The sequence below is a fragment of the Pantoea sp. BS_8 genome, from assembly GCF_041954965.1.
Lineage (GTDB): Bacteria > Pseudomonadota > Gammaproteobacteria > Enterobacterales > Enterobacteriaceae > Pantoea > Pantoea stewartii.
On sequence record NZ_JAVAXU010000005.1, the window covers coordinates 64,015 to 83,467 of the forward strand.

15 protein-coding genes are annotated in these 19,453 nt (G+C 52.0%); 11 read left to right on the plus strand and 4 right to left on the minus strand.

Features of this window, described 5'->3' with window-relative positions; translation table 11 throughout:
- The first annotated feature begins 39 nt into the window (after nt 1-39).
- Both RAC65_RS11850 and RAC65_RS11855 read left to right on the plus strand, forming a co-directional pair.
- On the plus strand, nt 40-1,173 hold the full coding sequence (locus tag RAC65_RS11850) for an efflux RND transporter periplasmic adaptor subunit (protein ID WP_058708899.1): 1,134 nt from the start codon (nt 40-42) through the stop codon (nt 1,171-1,173).
- On the plus strand, nt 1,170-4,244 hold the full coding sequence (locus RAC65_RS11855) for an efflux RND transporter permease subunit (RefSeq protein ID WP_172913183.1): 3,075 nt from the start codon (nt 1,170-1,172) through the stop codon (nt 4,242-4,244). The genes RAC65_RS11850 and RAC65_RS11855 overlap by 4 nt, the downstream gene beginning before the upstream one ends.
- Before the next feature lie 252 nt (nt 4,245-4,496).
- Here the strand turns inward: RAC65_RS11855 and RAC65_RS11860 are convergent, their stop codons facing one another.
- Nucleotides 4,497-6,155: a methyl-accepting chemotaxis protein gene (locus tag RAC65_RS11860; protein ID WP_033742450.1), complete on the minus strand. Its 1,659-nt coding sequence runs from the start codon at nt 6,153-6,155 to the stop codon at nt 4,497-4,499.
- Between the two features lie 312 nt (nt 6,156-6,467).
- On the opposite strand from RAC65_RS11860, the gene RAC65_RS11865 reads away from it, so the two are divergent.
- On the plus strand, nt 6,468-6,812 hold the full coding sequence (locus RAC65_RS11865) for a gamma-glutamylcyclotransferase family protein (protein WP_033742448.1): 345 nt from the start codon (nt 6,468-6,470) through the stop codon (nt 6,810-6,812).
- A gap of 4 nt (nt 6,813-6,816) precedes the next feature.
- Here the strand turns inward: RAC65_RS11865 and RAC65_RS11870 are convergent, their stop codons facing one another.
- Nucleotides 6,817-7,722 (minus strand): DMT family transporter, encoded by a 906-nt coding sequence (locus tag RAC65_RS11870; RefSeq protein ID WP_058702537.1) that lies wholly within the window; start codon nt 7,720-7,722, stop codon nt 6,817-6,819.
- Nucleotides 7,723-7,891: 169 nt separating this feature from the next.
- Here RAC65_RS11870 and RAC65_RS11875 point away from each other — a divergent pair, with 169 nt between their 5' ends.
- The 4 genes from RAC65_RS11875 to RAC65_RS11890 all read left to right on the plus strand — a co-directional run bounded on the left by RAC65_RS11875 (nt 7,892) and on the right by RAC65_RS11890 (nt 10,886).
- The gene (locus RAC65_RS11875) at nt 7,892-8,776 is read left to right on the plus strand and encodes a helix-turn-helix transcriptional regulator (protein WP_375096741.1); all 885 of its coding nucleotides are present in this window, start codon (nt 7,892-7,894) and stop codon (nt 8,774-8,776) included.
- A gap of 596 nt (nt 8,777-9,372) precedes the next feature.
- Nucleotides 9,373-9,468 (plus strand): protein MgtR, encoded by a 96-nt coding sequence (gene mgtR, locus RAC65_RS11880; protein WP_110268492.1) that lies wholly within the window; start codon nt 9,373-9,375, stop codon nt 9,466-9,468.
- Between the two features lie 9 nt (nt 9,469-9,477).
- Nucleotides 9,478-9,564 (plus strand): magnesium transporter protection protein MgtU, encoded by an 87-nt coding sequence (mgtU, locus tag RAC65_RS11885; protein WP_353247409.1) that lies wholly within the window; start codon nt 9,478-9,480, stop codon nt 9,562-9,564.
- 296 nt (nt 9,565-9,860) lie between these two features.
- Nucleotides 9,861-10,886, plus strand: coding sequence for an alpha/beta hydrolase fold domain-containing protein (locus RAC65_RS11890; RefSeq protein ID WP_375096742.1), 1,026 nt, complete (start codon nt 9,861-9,863; stop codon nt 10,884-10,886).
- 38 nt (nt 10,887-10,924) lie between these two features.
- On the opposite strand, the gene RAC65_RS11895 is transcribed toward RAC65_RS11890, so the two are convergent.
- The gene (locus tag RAC65_RS11895; RefSeq protein WP_375096743.1) at nt 10,925-12,397 is read right to left on the minus strand and encodes a mannitol dehydrogenase family protein; all 1,473 of its coding nucleotides are present in this window, start codon (nt 12,395-12,397) and stop codon (nt 10,925-10,927) included.
- A gap of 855 nt (nt 12,398-13,252) precedes the next feature.
- Nucleotides 13,253-14,239, minus strand: a complete 987-nt coding sequence (locus RAC65_RS11900; RefSeq protein ID WP_375096744.1) for a D-threonate 4-phosphate dehydrogenase — start codon at nt 14,237-14,239, stop codon at nt 13,253-13,255.
- Between the two features lie 503 nt (nt 14,240-14,742).
- Here RAC65_RS11900 and RAC65_RS11905 point away from each other — a divergent pair.
- The 4 genes from RAC65_RS11905 to RAC65_RS11920 all read left to right on the plus strand — a co-directional run bounded on the left by RAC65_RS11905 (nt 14,743) and on the right by RAC65_RS11920 (nt 19,450).
- Nucleotides 14,743-15,888, plus strand: coding sequence for an iron-containing alcohol dehydrogenase (locus RAC65_RS11905; RefSeq protein ID WP_289368323.1), 1,146 nt, complete (start codon nt 14,743-14,745; stop codon nt 15,886-15,888).
- Between the two features lie 22 nt (nt 15,889-15,910).
- A complete protein-coding gene (locus RAC65_RS11910) occupies nt 15,911-16,792 on the plus strand; it encodes a dihydrodipicolinate synthase family protein (protein ID WP_006121966.1) in 882 nt (293 codons plus the stop codon).
- Between the two features lie 77 nt (nt 16,793-16,869).
- Complete coding sequence (locus RAC65_RS11915) at nt 16,870-18,291, plus strand: sodium:solute symporter family protein (protein WP_006121967.1); 1,422 nt, start codon at nt 16,870-16,872, stop codon at nt 18,289-18,291.
- Nucleotide 18,292: 1 nt separating this feature from the next.
- Nucleotides 18,293-19,450, plus strand: a complete 1,158-nt coding sequence (locus tag RAC65_RS11920) for an exo-alpha-sialidase (RefSeq protein ID WP_263759442.1) — start codon at nt 18,293-18,295, stop codon at nt 19,448-19,450.
- Nucleotides 19,451-19,453: the final 3 nt, after the last annotated feature.

Below are 19,453 nucleotides of genomic sequence, written 5' to 3' on the forward strand. Positions count from 1 at the left end.
CCGCTTTAAATGAGCCTGTCTCATTTCAGGAATACGGTTATGACAGATTTTATTCCCGCTTTTGCCCGCCAGGCGCTGCGTCATCTGAGCTTTCCGGGTTATGTGTTACCGTCACTGTTTGTCGTGGCAGGCATGCTTATCCTGTCAGGCTGCCGGGAGGAAGCGCCGCCTGCGCGTGAAGCGCCTCGTCCCGTGCGGACAGTACTGGTTCCGCCCTTCTCCAGCGGTGGACTGATGACGCAGACGGGTGAAATTCGTGCCCATGAAGAAATTTCGCTGGCTTTCAGGCTGGATGGCCGCGTCATTACCCGCACCACGGACATTGGACAGCATGTGAATGCCGGTCAGGTTCTGGCGACCTTAGACAGTAATGCCGCTCAAAACCAGCTCAGCAGTGCCACTGCCGATCTGGCGAGTGCGCGCGCTTCAGAACATGTTGCCGCACTAACGCTGCGTCGTATGCAGCAGCTGATGCCCGGTGGGGCCATTTCCCGTTCGCAGTTAGACAGTGCAAAAGGTGACTGGCAGGCGGCCGTTTCACGGCGTCAGAGCAGTGAAGCCGCGCTTAAAAATGCCCAGGATAATCTCAACTGGACGCAGCTTACCGCGCCGCGCGCCGGTGTCATTACCGCCGTCAATGTCCAGCCGGGTCAGGTGGTAAGCGCCGCGCAGTCCGTAATGACGCTTGCCGCTGATGGCGATCGCGATGCTGTCTTTGACCTTGCTGAACCCTCGCTGGCGGAGTACGCCTCCTCCACGCCCTTCAGCATTACGCTGTTATCGAACCCTGCGATAAAGACACAAGGGCATTTTCGCGATATCAGTCCGCAGGCCGATCCGCAGACCCGCACCTGGCGGCTGCGTGTCATGCTGCCTCAACCGCCGGTCGCTATGGCGTTGGGGTCGACCGTCGTGGGGGCCTTTCCCGGTAAAGCCGAACAGGTTGTCACCCTGCCCGCCAGCGCTCTCACGCGTGCCGGTGATCGTCCCGCCGTTTTTGTGGTGAACACCCAGTCCCATCAGCTTTCACTCAGGCCGGTCACGCTGGCGCGCTTCGATGCCCAACATATCTATCTCAGTGCTGGCGTGATACCGGGTGAGCGCGTAGTCACCGCAGGCGTGAAAACGCTCTTGCCGGGAGAGCGGGTACAGTCCGGGGAGGATGAAAAATGAGAAGATCGGCTGAAAGAGCCCGCTTTAATCTCTCTGCCTGGGCGTTAGCACATCAGCAACTGGTGGTGTTTTTCATGCTGTTGGTGATGACGACGGGTGTACTGAGTTACATCGATCTGCCCCGTAATGAAGATCCGGCGTTTACCATCAAAACGGCGGTCGTGTCCGCACAATGGCCCGGTGCCACGGTGGAAGACACGATGCAGTTAGTGACGGATACGCTGGAAAAAAAACTGCAGGAAACACCGTTCCTGGATTTTATCGAGAGTGAAACCCGGGCGGGAAAGGCCGTCATCTTTGTTAACCTGCGTGATGATACGCCGCCGGATCAGGTCCCGACTATCTGGTACCAGATTCGGAAAAAAATGCAGGATATCGCCTCATCGCTTCCACAAGGCGTTCAGGGTCCCGCTGTTAATGACGAATTTGGCGACACCTATGGCACGATTTATGGCTTTACGGCCGATGGCTTCAGTCCGCGAGAACTGCGGGATAAAGTCGATGAGATCCGTCGAAGCCTGATGGATGTGCCAGACATGGGTAAAATTACCCTGCCCGGCGAACAGGAAGAACACATTGTTATCGCGTTTTCGCCACGGCAGTTAGCGGGCATGGGCCTTACGCTTCGGGAGGTAAGTGATGCTCTGGCCGCGCAAAATGCCGTTGCGCCCGCAGGTGTAATACGCACTGATAAAGAAAATATTGCACTTCATGTCAGTGGTGCATTGACCTCGGCTGATAACCTTAAGGCCATTACCTTACATATCGGCCAGCGCTTTATCCCGCTGACCAGTATTGCCACGATAACGCTTCAGCCTGCTGAACCGCCGGCGTCAACCTTCCGGGTCAACGGCGAGCCTGGCATTGGCCTGGCCATCTCCATGGCCCCGACGGGTAATATGCTGAAATTTGGTCAGGCCATTCATGCGCGCATGGAGACGATTGCCGCCCAGCTCCCGCACGGCATCACGATGGTGAAGATCGCTGATCAATCCACCGTTGTTAAAACCGCCGTCAGTGGCTTTGTGCGGGTGCTGGCGGAAGCGGTACTGATCGTTCTGGCAATCTCGTTTTTCTCGCTGGGTTTCCGTGCCGGGCTGGTGGTCGCCGCTGCGATTCCCCTCGTTCTGGCCATGACATTCGTCGGCATGACAGTGGCCGGTATTGGCCTGCAACGCATTTCGCTGGGGGCTCTCATTATTGCGCTGGGTTTACTGGTCGATGATGCCATGATCACGGTTGAAACCATGGTTTCCCGCCTTGAGGCGGGAGACAGCAAAGCGCAGGCCGCAACCTTTGCGTTTAAAACCACCGCTTTTCCTATGCTGACGGGAACGCTGGTGATGATCGCCGGTTTTATTCCGGTCGGTTTTGCGGCCTCCAGCGCCGGTGAATATTGTTACTCCCTTTTTGCAGTCGTGCTGATCTCGCTGCTGTGCTCCTGGGTCGTGGCGATTCTGTTTTCCCCGGTTATCGGCACCTGGCTGTTAACTGAGCAGGTGACAGCCCCATCACCACCTCCCGGGCTGATGGCCCGCTGCTATCGTCGTCTGCTTGATCGGGTTTTACACTACCGCTGGACAACCGTGATAAGCGCCTTGTTATTGCTGGGAATGGGGATTGCAGGCACTACATTGATGCAGGGCGAATTCTTCCCCGCGTCCGATCGTCCCGAGCTGTTAGTGAATCTTTCGCTGGCGGCAAATGCCTCTCAAAGTGAAACGACACGGCGTACCGCACAGCTGGAAACCCTGTTGCGCGCCGATCACGATGTCGATCACTTCTCCAGCTATGTCGGCGCAGGTGCCGTGCGGTTTTATTTGCCCATGGAAGTCTTGCTGGACAATGAAAATGTGGCGCAACTGGTTGTGGTGACTAAGAACCTGGAAGCGCGCGATCGCGTTCGACGCCGCCTGGAGGCGACACTGGCGCGGGATTTCAGCGATCTGACTGCCCGTGTGGCCCCTCTCGAACTGGGCCCACCCGTCGGCTGGCCATTGAAATACCGCGTCACCGGCCCTGACTACAGCAAAGTACGGGACATCGCGGAAAAACTGGCTGCTCAACTTTCGCGTTCGCCGAATACGCGTGAGGTAAATATGACGGCTGGCGAGCCCGAGCGGGAAATCAATGTTGAGGTAAACCAGACTGCTGCACGCGCCGTCGGCGTCTCCTCAGAAAGCATTGCTTCCACACTGAATACTGTCATGTCCGGCAGTACCGTGACCACGGTTCGCGATCATAACCGGCTGATAGATGTGGTTCTGCGCGGCAACGATCGGGAACGACAGGACACAGCCATCTTAGACAGCCTGATGCTCAACACAGCTTCCGGGCAAAAAATTCCGCTTGGGCAGGTCGCCACACTGAAATGGCAGCTCGACGATCCGGTGATTTGGCGACGACAGCGTTTGCCCTATATCACCGTGCAAACCGATATTGCACCTGAGCAACGGGCCGAAACGGTGTCTGATCAACTGAGACCTGGCCTGGATACTCTGCGGGCAACCTTGCCCGCAGGTTACGCCATTGAAGAAGGTGGAACCGTCGCCGAGTCGAATAAAGGTAACAGTTCAGTGTTTGCCGTTTTGCCGGTCACCCTGTGCTGCATGCTTGTGTTATTGATGCTGCAGTTGAAGCGGTTCTCCAGAATGCTGCTTGCGCTGCTGATGGCACCTTTCGGCCTGCCGGGGATTGTCCTGGCAATGTTACCGGGTGGCACGCCGATGGGGTTTGTCGCACTGCTGGGCATCATTGCGCTGGCGGGCATGATTATCCGTAACGCCGTAATCATGATCAGCGAGGTAGACAGCCATGCGCAGGCTGGCATGGCACAGGGTGACGCCATCCGCCATGCCGCACTGCACCGGGCGCGCCCCATCCTGCTCACTGCCTGCGCGGCAATCTTCGGCATGTTACCTATTTCACATCAGGTTTTCTGGGGGCCAATGGCATTCGCGATCATCGGTGGGCTGATCACCGGCACATTGGTCACGCTGACCCTGCTGCCTGCCTCACTCAGCCTGATAATGGCATGGGAAAACCGCGGCGCGCCCCGATCGCGCAAATGAGGGCGGCGAATATTGTCAATGGGTTACTGATCGCAGTGCGCAACGGAATGAGGCATACGGTCCGGGTATGGAGGGCATGAATGGCGCACAAGGCCTGCACAGTATCACTAGCGTGCATCGAAAGAGAGAAACGCGTCTTATGCGCCAAAAACAAGGCTTTTCGCCACGCAAAACGCATATCAATAAGAAAGCGCTGCGATATCGCAGCGCTCGTGTTCTGGGCCTGAAGCGATCAGGCCCAGTGACAGCGCATCAGAAACTTTCCCAGTTAACCTTGTCTGCACCGGTGGCATTCAGTTGCGGTCTTTTTAACACAGGCGATGCATAGCTCACGGCTACAGGGGACGATACTGCCACCTGCGTGACGCTCTCGTTAACTTTGAACGTTGACACCAGTCTCGACAACGTTTCCGCCTGCTCCTGTAAAGATTTGGATGCAGATGAAGCTTCCTCAACTAGGGAGGCGTTCTGCTGCGTGACCTCATCCATCTGGCCGATAGCCTGGTGCACCTGCTCAATGCCTTTGCTTTGCTCGGCTGTAGCAGCGGCAATTTCATTAACCAGATCGGCAACCTGCTGAATAGCATGGCCCACGTTATCGGAGTTACTGCCTACGCTTGTTGCCTGCGTCAGCCCCTGTTCAACCTGCGAAACAGACGTGGTGATTAACTCTTTAATTTCACGAGCCGCGGATGACGAACGTTGTGCCAGATTGCGAACTTCTGATGCCACGACCGCAAAACCACGGCCATGCTCACCCGCACGGGCAGCTTCAACGGCGGCGTTAAGGGCCAGAATATTCGTCTGAAATGCAATACCTTCGATCAGCCCTGTGATATCAGATATTTTGGCTGAGCTACCGCGAATTTCATCCATCGTGGTCAGCATCTGACTCACGGCTTCGCCGTTCTGCCTGGACAGTTTATTGGCGTTATTGGCCAGGTTGCTGGCCTGGACTGCGCCCTCGGCATTTTGCCGTACGGTATCGCTGAGCGTAGCCATACTAACCGATGTCTCTTCCAGCGAGGCGGCCTGTTGCTCAGTGCGAGATGACAAATCTTCGTTGCCAGCCGCAATCTGCGTCGATCCTGTGCTGACGGATTGCGCCGCATGATTGACTGACAGCAGCGTAGTCGATACACGCTTAAGCAGATCATTAAACGCCATAGCCGTTTGACCAATCTCATCCTTTCTCAACACCGGCGCTAAGCGTGTCAGATCCAAATTGCTGCTCACTTCAGCCATGGTATCTTTGATGCTGGTAAGGCTACGTTTAATGCCAACAATAATATTTATTGAGAACGCACCGAGCAGCAAAATAACCAACAGTGAGGCACAGGTCATCATCCAGACGGTCTTAGAATAAATCTGATTATTCTGTGCTCTGAGTGCATCACCAATCTGAATGTTCAGCTCAATTTGTTTAGTGAAATCAGACTCCATTTTACGTGCGGCAGCGCCAATGCCATTGTCACTTTGCAGGAGAGAAAGTGACAGTTCATTATTATGGCTACGTGACGCAGCAAGAAAAGCAGGTAACGCGCTGCGGACCGCATCGAGGTTACGATTGGCCCCAACGGTCATTTCTTTATCTTCATCACTGGAAATATCATTCGCCATATAATAATCATTTAATGACTTGATGTTATTAATAATGGTATTAATTTTTTGTTCTGCTTCAGCCTGCTTAGCGCTGTCTGTCGCCGTCTGATGGCGATACAGGGCCAGCCCCAGTTGGTTAGTTGCGCTAATTGACTTATTCAGATCTTTAATGCTGGGAATAGCATTAACCTGAACATATTCAAAGCGCGACTGAAAGCCCGAAATCACAGATAAAGAAACAGCAACAAGCGCACAAAGTGATAAAGCAAGCAAAGAAAATGCCAGCACTAAACGCTGCGTGATTGTCATAGAAAAAACTCCCCCGGATAGGTAAAAACTACAATTATTTTCACAGGCCTTTATCGGCAAATAACTAACCGGCTTTACAACGTAATTTTATTTCCAGAACCTTGAAAAAAAGAAAACAGCGACTATGACGGGATATTTTGTCACTAACAGAAACTATAGGGTTAAATGTGAACAGGTTGTTTCATTAAAATATAAATCCATGATAATAAGCGCATATTGCTACGCACCGCCTGTGCGTTAAAATAGAACGTTCTCCATAATGACAACCGCAGTTCGTGCAGCTAAGGTAGCGGTTTTTACACAGAGATAATGATGGAAAGGTTATTCGTTTATGGCACTTTGCGCCCGGGCCACAGTAATGCCCACATTCTCGACAGGGTCGGAGGCAACTGGCAGGCAGGCTTTGTAAGCGGCATTTTCTATCCTCAGGGGTGCGGGGCAGCCGCAGGCTTTCCTGGTCTGGTGCTGGATAGCCGAGGTCCGCGCGTTGAGGGTTACGTTTTTAGTTCTGATAATCTCTTATCATACTGGCCCATGCTGGACGAATTTGAAGACGGGTACGATCGCCTCAGGACGGAAGTGACTCTTGAAAACGGTGACACTGTCACCGCTTACGTCTATCAACTGCAACCGCAATGCACACCGCCGCGCGCATAAACAGCTAATGCGCGTTTGTCAGCGCTTTACGCCTGAACCACTGCATGGGGCGGGCAAACATTACCAGGTTACCGCTTAAAATCAGTAGCAAGCCGGCCACACTATGACTTTGCCAGGTATAGCCTTCAAAAAGTGTGGAGAACGATAACGCGACCAGAGGGAACATAAGTGTGGTGTAGGCGGCTTTGCCCGCACTTGTGCGTTTGATCAGGGTGAAATAAGCCCAGAAAGCAATGACGGAACCAAACACCGCCAGGTAAAGTAAGGCACCGAGATAAGTGAAGGTCCATTGCGGTGAGAAGCTGGCACCACGAATAATAGCGATAAGGCCCATAACGAGGGCACCATAAAACATGGCCCAGGCGTTGGTGGTCATCGTCTCAAGATGCCGACGCTGATGGCGCAGGCTGATCATATTGCCTAATGAAAAACCAAAGGTACCCAGTGCTGACAGCCCCATTCCCATGAGCGCGGTACTGTTCCAGTCGCTGATATGCAGATCGTGCCAGAACAGGACGACCATGCCGGTTAATCCCAGTGCGGCGGCAAACCAGAAACGGGGGCGTGGGCGCTGGCCAAAGAAAATATAACTGTTTACCGCGTTATAGAGCACGGCCATCGAAAAAATCACCGACTCCAGGCCTGTATTAATGTAAGCCGCAGCCGTGTAAAAACACCAAAAATTAAAGCAAAACACACAGCATCCCTGGATCAGACAAAACAGATGGTCCTGCCATGCCAGGCGGCGCAGGCGTCCCAGCAGCGTTAACAGGATCAGCATAATGACGCTGGCGATGGCAAACCGCCAGAATACCGAAACCGTGACATCTACAGGCCCCTGCTGTAAAAAAATAGCGATCCAGGTTGTTCCCCAAATCACGACCACAATGGCGTAAAGTATTGCGTTCATCGTTATCCCTCTGCCTCAGACTCTCTTCACTGTGACGTAATCGCGAGGGGTCGGCTTTCATCATGTTGCGGTCGGGTTGCAAAATCTTGCGCATTTTAGCGTGATACATCTGGCTACCTGACGTCTGTCATCCTAGACTGGACCTCTGTTTATCAAGCGGAAGCATGCCATGTCTCGCGTTTACGACACCTTTGAAACACTGCGTCAAAAAAAGGCCGTGCTGCGGGAATCGGTGATACTTAATTCGGGCATCCGACTGGCCGCCTGGCACAACAAACAAGACCGCGTTACCGTTAACAGCAATCATCATACGCTCAGCCTGTATATTGCTGATGGTTATGAGAGTTACCACAAAACGGCAAACGGATGGCGCAACGGCGGCGGACCGAATAAATTTTGCCTGATGCCGCAGCACAGTGAATCGACCTGGGATGTACGCAGCGATCTCTCCTTCGTGCATCTCTACTGCACAGATGAGCACCTGCGAGAGGTCGGTGAAAAGATTTGGGATCGCAGCCCGGCCTCGTTATCCCTCGATGAAAAGATTTTTGCCAGTGATGACACGATTACGGCGTTGTATCGCCAGTTTTTACTTAGCTGCGACTGGCAGCAGCCAGCCAATCAGCTGATGCTGAGCAACGCCAGCACGTTGTTGTTAACCCATCTGATTCAACACTATTCGTGTGTCCAGTGGCGGCTTCCCTCTGTCACGGGCGGACTTGCTCCCTATGTGTTGCGCAATACCCTGGCGTTTATTGATGCGCACCTGGCTCTGCCCCTTACTCTGAACGTTCTCGCCAGCCAGGCCAGTCTGAGTGAATATCATTTTGCCCGGATGTTTCGTCAGTCACTCGGCGTTGCACCTCACCAGTACGTGATGAAGCGCCGGATGGAAAACGCGCGTCAGATGATCGTATCGACATCATTGTCGTTAACCGAGATTGCACTGGAGAATGGTTTTAACTCACTGAGCCATTTCAGTAACCGGTTTAAGCAGGTGACCGGATCGACGCCGTCGCAGTTACGCATGGCCAGCGGCCCTCAATTGTTGTGAATCGTCTCAGTCATGGACGAAGCACCCCGCGAGTTAACCTAAACCAATCCTCACACATTGGCGGTTCGTGCTTTGACGCATTGTGTAACCTGATTACACTACGTGCAGATTCATTCGGACGCCCTGTGACGGGATAACCTTCTTTTCACCCTCCGGTGAGTAAAACGCTTTCGTGATGGTTTTGCTCGCCCAGGGGCGACAGCAGGCTTCCCGTCGCGATGACTGGCCTTTTGTCCGGTTAATCATGAATCAGACCATAAGGACCACCGTCATGTTTATGTTCAAAAATGCGCTATTCCCGCCTCCCGGATGGACGGCATCCTTGCTGTAAGGCATCCGTAAAGCGTTTTTAAGCGCGGAACGGCAATGCGGCACCCCTGCCTTGCACAACGGAACCACACCACTGACGTACTGGCAGACCTCACGCTGTTCCTGTGACGCGCTAACCCCTTTTTGAGTGAGGCGGCTTTACGCCTTTACCGGAAACCGGTGAGCCCCTGCTCTGTCTGAAGCCATGAAACAGACCTGTCCTGCCCCGATTTGTTGCTTTCTGCACAGTAGGGTCAGGCGCTCATCATTAACCAGGGAGGAATACTATGAATCGTTCATCCGAAACCGCGATAACCCTGATCTTTCTTTTTGTCGGCTTTATCGTGATGTCGGCAGGTATTTGGCAAATACTGACGCAGTGAGGGAAGGCAATGCGCAAGTTCACGCTTAACCAGATTTTTATTCAGGTTGTTGCCATAGCGGCCATCCTCATCCTGCTGACGATCGTGATTCGTTAACCACTCAGGACCAGACATTACCTGCGTCTGGTCCGTCAGATACCGGACCCGGTGGGCGCAGCGTAATGCCCACGACGGTGCCTGAGAACCCATTAAATTTTCTGGTCAAACATCCACTTTCGCGGAACACACGTAACCAACCCCCATAAAACCTTCGCTTTCATAATCTTGCTCAACACCGCGCTATGCCTTATGCGCTACCGTCTGCTGGCAAAGGCTGAACGCCCCTGCAACCTTTTAAAAACCCTTAACAATTCATACTTTCTTTCAACGTCTCAGGGAATAATTATGAATGTATGCCACACTTTTTTATTGGGGGACTGGCCGTAATCATGACGATGAGTAACGCGATGGCAACGAAAAATACTGAACTGACCGGATACCGTGAAGGCGCAAAGGTGATTGAAGTCCACCCTGTGCGCAACCAGATTGATGCGATCACTGGCGTGGTTTATTCGCAGATTACAACGCTACGATCGGTCAGACCGCTTCACATGTCATTACTGGTGCCCCGCACCGATGCAGTCAAACCCGCAATTGTTTATTTTCCGGGCGGGGGGTTTACCAGTGCCGACCATGAGAAATTTATTCAGATGCGCATGGCGCTGGCAGAAGCCGGTTTTGTTGTGGCCGCAGCTGAATATCGTGTTGTACCGGATACCTTCCCTGCGCCGGTTGTTGACGGGAAAGCGGCCGTACGCTATCTGAGACAGCACGCAGAAACGTACGGTATCGATCCTCATCGTATTGGTGTTTTAGGCGATTCGGCAGGAGGCTGGCTGGCACAAATGCTGGGCATGACAAATGGTCAGACCGCTTTCGATCAGGGTGATTTCACAGAAACATCATCTGACGTCCAGGCCGCCGCCACGATTTACGGTATTTCAGATTTACGCAATATTGGTGAAGGCTTCTCTGAAGAGAATCAACAGGTCCATGCTTCACCGGCCGTCACTGAAGCCCTTTTGATTCATGGACCGGCCTTCCACGATTTTGCAGGCGCGTCTATCATGGATGATCCTGATAAAGCCCGTCAGGCAAGTCCCATGGGCCATCTTGCGAACCCCAAACCGCCTTTCCTGATTATGCACGGTGACAAAGATTCACTCGTTTCACCGCATCAAAGTGCGCAACTCTTTGATGCGCTGAAAAAGGCAGGTGATAAGGTTGAGTACGTCGTGGTGAAAGGTGCAGAACATGGTGATGAGGTCTGGTATCAACCTGACGTCATCCGCCTGGTTGTGAACTGGTTTTCAGAGGTGCTGCACCCTGATACACGAACAGGCAGCAAGAGCACAGCCAATTTAAACGACAATTTGTAATGCACCAGGCAAACCACTTTATGTGGTTTGCCTGGTCATCAGACTGCTGACACGTCAGCCATCAGGTCAGCGACAGTCTGTTTTGCCCCTTTGTCCAGTAGATGGAGATAGGACTTAACCACCTGCTGCACAAAACAGGGATTATCGGGCAGCGTGTGGCCGAATATAGCTTCCAGTCCTAACAGCGCTTTTACCCTCGCCTCCCCTTCTACGCTGCCGTCAACGGCGGTTCGTATAGACGCCAATAAAGGATCGCAGATCTCAATCTCTTTTCCCTGGTCATCCTTGCCGCTGACATAGCGCATCCATGCGGCAATACCTAATGCAAGCAGATCAAAACGGCTGCCGCGCTTGAGGTGCCAGCAAACGGAATGTAACCAACGTTGCGGTAACTTCTGGCTGCCATCCATCGCAATTTGCCAGGTACGATGCTGTAGCGCGGGATTTTCATAGCGTGCAATCAGCCGATCGGCATAATCGATCAAATCAACGTTCTTAACGGTCAGCGTCGGTGCCTGTTCTGTCAACATTAAGCGTCGTGCCGCAAGGCGAAAGTTCGGGTCCTGCATACAGTCATAAATATGCTCATAACCCGCAAGGTTGCCCAGGTAAGCCAGAAATGAATGGCTGCCGTTCAACATACGCAGTTTCATCTCTTCGTAAGGCAGCACGTCTTTGACTAACTCTGCACCGGCTTTTTCCCATGCCAGCCGCCCTGCGACGAAATTATCCTCAATAACCCACTGGCGAAAGGGCTCACAGGCTACCGCGACGGGATCGGCCACCTGAATAAGCGCCGCGATCGCGTCAAGACTCTGCGGATTCATCGCCGGTACGATACGGTCCACCATGGTTGAAGGGAACGTCACCTGCTGTTCAATCCAGTCTGCCAGGTCGTTGTCACGTTGTCGGGCAAAAGCACGCACGACCTGACCGATCACTTTTCCGTTTTCTGGAATATTGTCGCAGGACAACACAGTAAACGCAGGCAGACCAGCAGCCTTGCGACGCGCCAGTGCTTCAACGATGATCCCTGGCGCAGAAAGCGGCTGGTGAGGCTGAGCCAGATCAGCGACAATCTGAGGATGGTCGCGCATCAGCTCGCCCGTTGCCGGTGAATGACAATAGCCTTTCTCAGTAATCGTTAAGGAAACGATGGCAATTTCGGGCTGACACAGGGCGTGAAGTACGGCTTCGGTTCCATCGACCTGAGCGTGAAGCGCCTGCTTCACCACACCAATTACGCGCCCTTCCCAGCCATGAGCCGACATTTCTGCCACGCTGTACAATAATCCCTGACGTTTCAGATCGGCAATCTGTTGTTCCCCGCCGATGAGATTAACTTCGACGTAGCCCCAGTCGCTGTTATGTTCTGCTGCAAGAACATCGGCATAGACCGCCTGATGAGCCCGATGAAAAGCACCGAATCCAAGATGGACAATACGCGGGACGAGCTTATTCCTGTTCCATTTTGGAACCGTCGCCTTCGCATTCAGTAGGGTAGTTTGCATTTCTTTCTCACCTTATTTTTTATTAGCTGCGTGGACACTGACGTTAAATAACGGCAGCACCTGGAGATCGCCTTGATGTTTTCCTGTGTGGCGCCGTTTGGATCAAGCGCCTGAGAACACCACGGCAAAAGGAAAGTTTTTTAAAACAGAATTGGTGCGGGAAGCCTATCGTCAGCGGCAGAATTGTTCCACTACCATACCAGTTATAATTAAAAAATGTGATGAATGGCAATTATGTCTTTTGGCAAAATTGTATTAATTAACAAAGAAAATAAAAATCATAACTTCTTTATAACTATAAATATTACTGGCACTATAGAAGAATTAACCTTCAAACAGGCTGATGCGTATTAGCACGCTGTTTTGCGATGCGGGTGAATAACCAAAATTCAAAAAAATCCGAAAGAATGCTTTTAAAAAGGGCCGACCTCATCAGGCGTCATGTATAAAAAGATTTAATCGCACCAATGGGTTTAAGAGCACTCGGGTTTGAGGATGAGTTATTTCGCTACGGACAAAACGGAAATCAGGCAGAAACTCAACGCCGTATTTGACTGACGGGACATTAACGCTGAACGCTTTTTATTCCCCCATCTGGCGTCATTCGACGTGTACATGGTAAGGCTGTCAGTTATGCCTCTGTGGAGCCGGAGCATTTTGGAAACCAGTCCGATACGGTGCTGTATTGATATTGCACCCGCATGCGATGACAGACACCCGTTTCCCGACGCGTCGCTGTATTAAGGTTATATCGGTTCAGGTGCCTGTTTTATCGCGAAGGTTTGCACAACCGCCCAGAAGCCGTATGCAGGGCAACGCAATCATGTCACCCTGAGCCTCCCTTCCCGCACAACGCTATGCTTGCGTAATTTGCAGCGCCATATCAATCGAGATAGCCATACTTTCGGGATTCGCTTTACCGGTCCAGGCAATGTTAAAGGCCGTGCCATGATCGGCTGAGGTGCGCAGGAACGGTAAGCCTGCGGTAATATTTACGCCGTCGTAGAAGCCCAACAACTTGAGCGGAATATGGCCTTGATCATGATACATAGCCACAACAATGTCATACATGCCCTCATTGCATTGCATAAATACGGTGTCCGGCGGGCACGGGCCATAGACGTTTATGCCCTGCGCCTTCATCGCGTCAATCGCCGGTGTCAGCACGCGAATTTCCTCATCTCCGAACAACCCATTTTCACCCGCGTGTGGGTTAACGCCCGCAACCGCAATACGCGGCTGGCTATAACCGACCCGGCGCAAAAACGTATCGGCAATTCTGATTACCGTTTCAACGCGTGCCTGGCTGAGCGTATCCAGGAATGTCCGCAGAGAAATATGCGTGCTGACATGGATCACTTTGAGTTTATCGGTGTAGAGCACCATCGAATAATCTTTGGTGTCAGTTAATTTTGCCAGTAATTCCGTATGGCCTGGATAATGATGGCCGGCCATATGCAGCGCTTCTTTATTCAGCGGAGCCGTCGCAATCGCTTTCACATCACCGCGCATCGCCATTTCTGTTGCACGTTTGATGCATCGATAAGCCACATCGCCCGCTTCAGGCTGCACAACCCCACACTGTAGTGCCTCCGGATGTGCCACTTTCTCATCGATAATATGAATAACGCTGGGCATAAAGGTGGCTTCGGACACGTTATTAATGACGTTTAATTCCGCCTGCGGCGTTATGTTCATTGCCAGTATGCGGCGGAACGTTTGTACACAACCGATAACCACAACGGGCGAACCCGCTAACGCGCCCTCGGTTAAGGCCTTAATAATAATTTCAGGACCGATCCCAGCCGGATCGCCCATCGTAATCGCCACAACATTCGTCACTTATTTTCTCCTCAACGACGCTCAAAATTTTTAAAGGGGGAGATTCATTACCCAAACACCGGCTTTCGTTAATCCCGCCTGACGTCAGTCACAACCGGATGCATGCCCACCAGGAACATATTCCGCCGCCCTTCTGTGCCGCGTTGCGTCCGGGCCGAGACGGTTGCAGCAGCCCATTTAGCCATCCCTGACGCCTTGTCGCTAAAATCAGCCCAGCGTGCAAACCCGCACTGCCGTCGTTGAGCGATTTCACTCATCCGGTCAACGGTCAGAGATATGGCCCTCTTGTTTTGTCGCCCCATGTTGTCAAAAGCGCCTGAAGATCAGAGCCACAACGCACCTCATCAGTTTTTGTCCCTCACCTTAATGATTATATTCAATCACATTAGATTATATGTGAGCAAGATCAATTTAATAAAGCGCCATTTTATTTATAAATTTAGCCAGTGAGTGAGCGAAGTTAAGCGGAATGAAGAATTTCAGTCATTTATGGGGAGACAGACGTGGCATTAATTAACAGCACAATATTGAGCGGTTCCGACGCGATAAAGGCACTGACGCCGGTCGTCGCGGACAAACAACACCTGCTGGTTTTAACAGACAAGAACATTGTAAATTTGCCCGCGACCACGCAAATCCTGACATTGCTCAGTCAGGATGGCCGTCACGTTAAACTGATCGATGATGTTCCGGCAGAACCCACGCATACCGATGTTGAAGCGGTGCTGTCGCGTACAGCAGGTAAAACGTTTGATTTAGTGGTGGGCATTGGCGGTGGAAGCGTACTGGATGTGGCGAAGCTGCTTTCTGTGTTATGTCACGTTGCGTCACCCTCCCTTAAGGCGCTGCTTGATGGCGGGAAAATTACAGCCCGTTTACCCTCACTGCTTATTCCCTCGACGGCGGGAACGGGTTCGGAAGCAACGCCCAATGCTATTCTGGCTATCCCTGAAAAAAACACCAAATCAGGCATCATTTCCCCTGTGATGCTGCCGGATTATGTCGCATTAATTCCAGAACTGACCACCAGCATGCCTGCGCATATCGCCTCATCAACGGGCATTGATGCACTGTGCCATTTACTGGAATGTTATACCGCCACCATTTCGAACCCTGTGGGTGACAACGTTGCGCTGATGGGCCTGCATAAGCTGTTCCGGAATCTGGAAACATCCGTCACTGAACCGCATAACCTGAACGCGAAGCTGGAAATGCTATGGGCTTCTTATTATGGCGGCGCGGCAATCGCGCACGCCGGCACCCATCTTGTTCATGCGCTTTCGTATCCTCTGGGAGGCACTTATCACCTGCCTCACGGCGTCGCCAATGCCATTCTGCTGGCACCCTGTATGAAAGTGGTGCGCCCGTTTGCCATCGACAAATTTGCCACTGTCTGGGACCTCATTCCGGGCGCCGATATCACATTGACCCCGGAAGAAAAATCGCACGCGCTGGTCGACTATCTCGCCAAATTAGTTAAACGGCTCAATCTGCCGGATAACCTGGAAACATTAGGTGTGCCGTCAGGTGATATTGATGCGCTGAGCGAATCTGCACTCAATGTGAAGCGTTTAATGAACAATTCACCCTGCGCTGTAAGTCATCAGGATGTGGCTGATATTTACCGGACCCTGTTCCCTAAAATTTAACCACCGAAAGGAGTGGGTAAAGATGAAAAAAATAGAAGGTGTACTTACAGCGATTGTGACGCCTTTTACTCAGGAAGGTGATCTTTATCTTGATGAACTGAAGCGCCAGGTTACCCGACAACTCAATGCCGGTAACGGTATTTTTTGCGGCGGCACAAATGGTGAGTTCTTTGTTCTCAACGAAAAAGAAAAGCTTACTGTTACAGAAACCTGTGTTAACGAAGTGTCGGGGCGGGCAAAGGTTGTTGCCCATATTGGTGAGATATCGACCCGGGACACCCTTCGCCTGGGTAAACAAATTGAAAAGCTGGGCGTGGATGCGGTTTCAGTAATCACGCCCTATTTTGTGCCGTTAAATCAACGCGAACTGATTAACCATTACACGGCAATTGCGGATGGCCTTTCCGTACCGGTTTTTCTGTACAACATTCCGGCCAGAACAGGCAATACGATTGAACCAGAAACCGCCCGCACCCTTGCTGCCCATCCCAATATCATTGGTGTAAAAGACAGTGCCGGAAGTTATGAAAGCCTGCGCGACTATCTGGACGCGGTAAAAGAATGCGATAACTTTGACGTGCTTAACGGCCCCGATTCACTTATCCATCAAGGCTTTGTTGAAGGGTGCTCTGCCTGTATATCAGGCCTGGCTAACGTTGCACCGCACCAGATAAATGCGATCTGGTCACGCTTTCATGCCGGCGATATTGACGGATCACGTCAGGCGCAGGAACAGGTCACAGGGTTACGCACCGATCTTTATAAGGTCGCCTTTTCACCTGCAGCAGTAAAAAAAGCGCTACAAATTTTAGGCCATAACGTGGGCGAGAGCCGTTATGCCATTCATTTTGACGCTGCGCAGAAAGAGGAAATTCGCAGAATCATTAACCTGTACCTGAAATGATAATAAGAATTTATAAATTTTAAATACCGGGAGCATAAAGTGCTCCCCGAATTTATCTTGCTCTATCTGAGGCTATAATGAAAACATTCAACGCTCAGGACACCCTGATAATTATCGGCATTGTATTGGCATATATACTTTTTACCACCTGGCTGACATTCCGGTTACGTAGTAAAAACTCGGGCGATTTTATGGAGGGCTCAAGAGCCATGCCAGCCTTTATTGTAGGTATTCTGCTGATGTCAGAATATATCGGTGCAAAATCGACTATCGGCACGGCTCAGGCCGCCTTTGAAGGTGGGATTGCCGCGTCCTGGTCAGTCATTGGCGCCGCTATTGGCTTTCCCCTTTTTGGCATGATTCTGGTAAAACGCATTTATAATACGGGTAAAATTACCATCTCGGGTGCGATTGCTGAAAAGTACGGTAACAGCACCAAAAATATTATTTCACTGATCATGATTTATGCCCTGCTTTTGGTCAATGTGGGAAATTATGTCAGTGGTGCGGCGGCAATCGCCACTGTATTACACGTGACATTGCCGGTTGCCGCTTTTATTACGGCTGTAGTCAGTACGTTCTATTTTGCCTTCGGCGGTTTAAAAGGAATCGCCTGGGTCACCATGCTACACAGCGCGCTGAAATATTTTGGTATCCTGGCTATTCTTTGGTTTGCATTGTCACAAACGGGTGGCCTCAAGCCTATGATCAATGAAATGCCCGCTTATTACTGGACCTGGGACGGTAATATCGGCGCGTCAACCATTGTCGCCTGGCTTATCGGGACGATTGGCTCGATCTTCTGCACCCAGTTTGTCATTCAGGCTATCTCGTCGACCAGAAGTGTGAAGTCGGCGCAGCGCTCGACCTGGATTGCCTTTCTGTTCTGTATGCCGATTGCGTTGGCGATTGCCGTTATCGGTGTGGCAGCCAAATATCTCCACCCCAATATTGACAGCCTGTATGCATTGCCGGTGTTTCTGCAGGATATGAATCCCTGGCTGGCTGGTCTGGTAACGACCTCACTGGTTGCCTCTATATTTGTCAGCGTCAGTACCGTTGCCCTGGCTATCGCGTCACTGGTGGTGAAGGATTTCTATGTGCCTTATTTCAAACCCACGACAGAGCAGGAATTTAAAACCACGCGCTGGTTGTCGCTGCTGATTGGCTTTCTGCCGCTGATCTTTGTCCTGTTTGTCCCTGAAGTTCTGAAACTGTCCTTTTTTACCCGAGCGATTCGCCTGTCTATTACCGTTGTCGCGGTCATTGCCTTCTATGCCCCGTTCTACAGAAGTACTCGCGGTGCCAATGCCGGCCTGATTGGTGCGTGTGTCGTGACCTCAGTCTGGTATCTGGCAGGCGATCCGTTCGGTATTAATAACATGTATATCGCGCTACTGACGCCCGCATTGATCATGGCGATTGACCATATGATCCCCAGCAAAGCCAGAACCGCAGCGGCTGAACACGCCAGAGCTGCCGCAGGAAAAGGAGAATAAAATGACTGTAACCGTAACGCGCGATGGCATCCTGACGCCATGGGAAAAAGATGACCGCGTACTGACCGCAATGCTGCCTTCGTCATGCCCACAGAACCACGCCGCCAATATTTTACCGCTGCACGATGGTTCCCTGCTCTGCGTCTGGTTTGGCGGCACACAGGAAGGCATAGCCGATATCTCTGTCTGGTGCTCGCGCTTACCTGCAGGCAGCCATATCTGGAGTGAGGCGATAAGACTGTCCGACGATCCAACCCGTTCTGAGCAGAATCCCGTTCTGTTCCTCGCGCCCGACAACGTGCTGTGGCTGTTGTGGACCGCACAGCTGTCCGGTAATCAGGATACGGCGATTGTCCGCTACCGCCAGTCTGGCGATCTGGGTAAAACCTGGGGGCCCATTGACACGTTACTGGATAAACCGGGCACCTTTATTCGTCAGCCCATCACCGTGCTGGAAAACGGCAACTGGTTACTCCCGGTGTTTTACTGCCGCACACAGCCGGGTGAAAAGTGGGTGGGTAACGACGATATCAGTGCGGTGAAGATTTCATCCGACCAGGGTAAAAGCTGGCGGGATGTGGTTGTGCCGGAAAGCCTGGGGTGCGTGCATATGAATATCACTGCCCTGCAGGATGGTTCGCTGGTTGCCCTTTACCGCAGCCGTTGGGCAGACAATATCTATCTCAGCCGATCCACCGATGGTGGTGAGAGCTGGACAGCGCCTGAAGCCACGGTGTTACCTAACAACAATTCGTCAATTCAGGTGACGACGCTGCAAAGTGGCGAACTGGCGCTGGTGTTTAATAGCATGAGCGCAGCCGGGGCAACGGAACGTCGCGCGTCACTCTATGATGAGATCGATGACGGTGACGGCAGAAAGGAGCCTGAAGCAACCGGACGAAGCGCTTTCTGGGGGGCACCACGTGCCCCAATGACTGTCGCAATTTCCGCCGATGGCGGCAAAACCTGGCCGTGGCAGAAAAACCTGGATGAAGGTGACGGTTACTGTATGACAAACAATTCTCAGGAAAAACTGAACCGTGAGTTTTCCTACCCGAGCATTAAACAGGATGCACAGGGTACCTTACATATCGCGTATACCTATTTCCGCCAGGCGATTAAATATGCGCGCGTCACACCCGACTGGGTGAAGGAGTAAGCA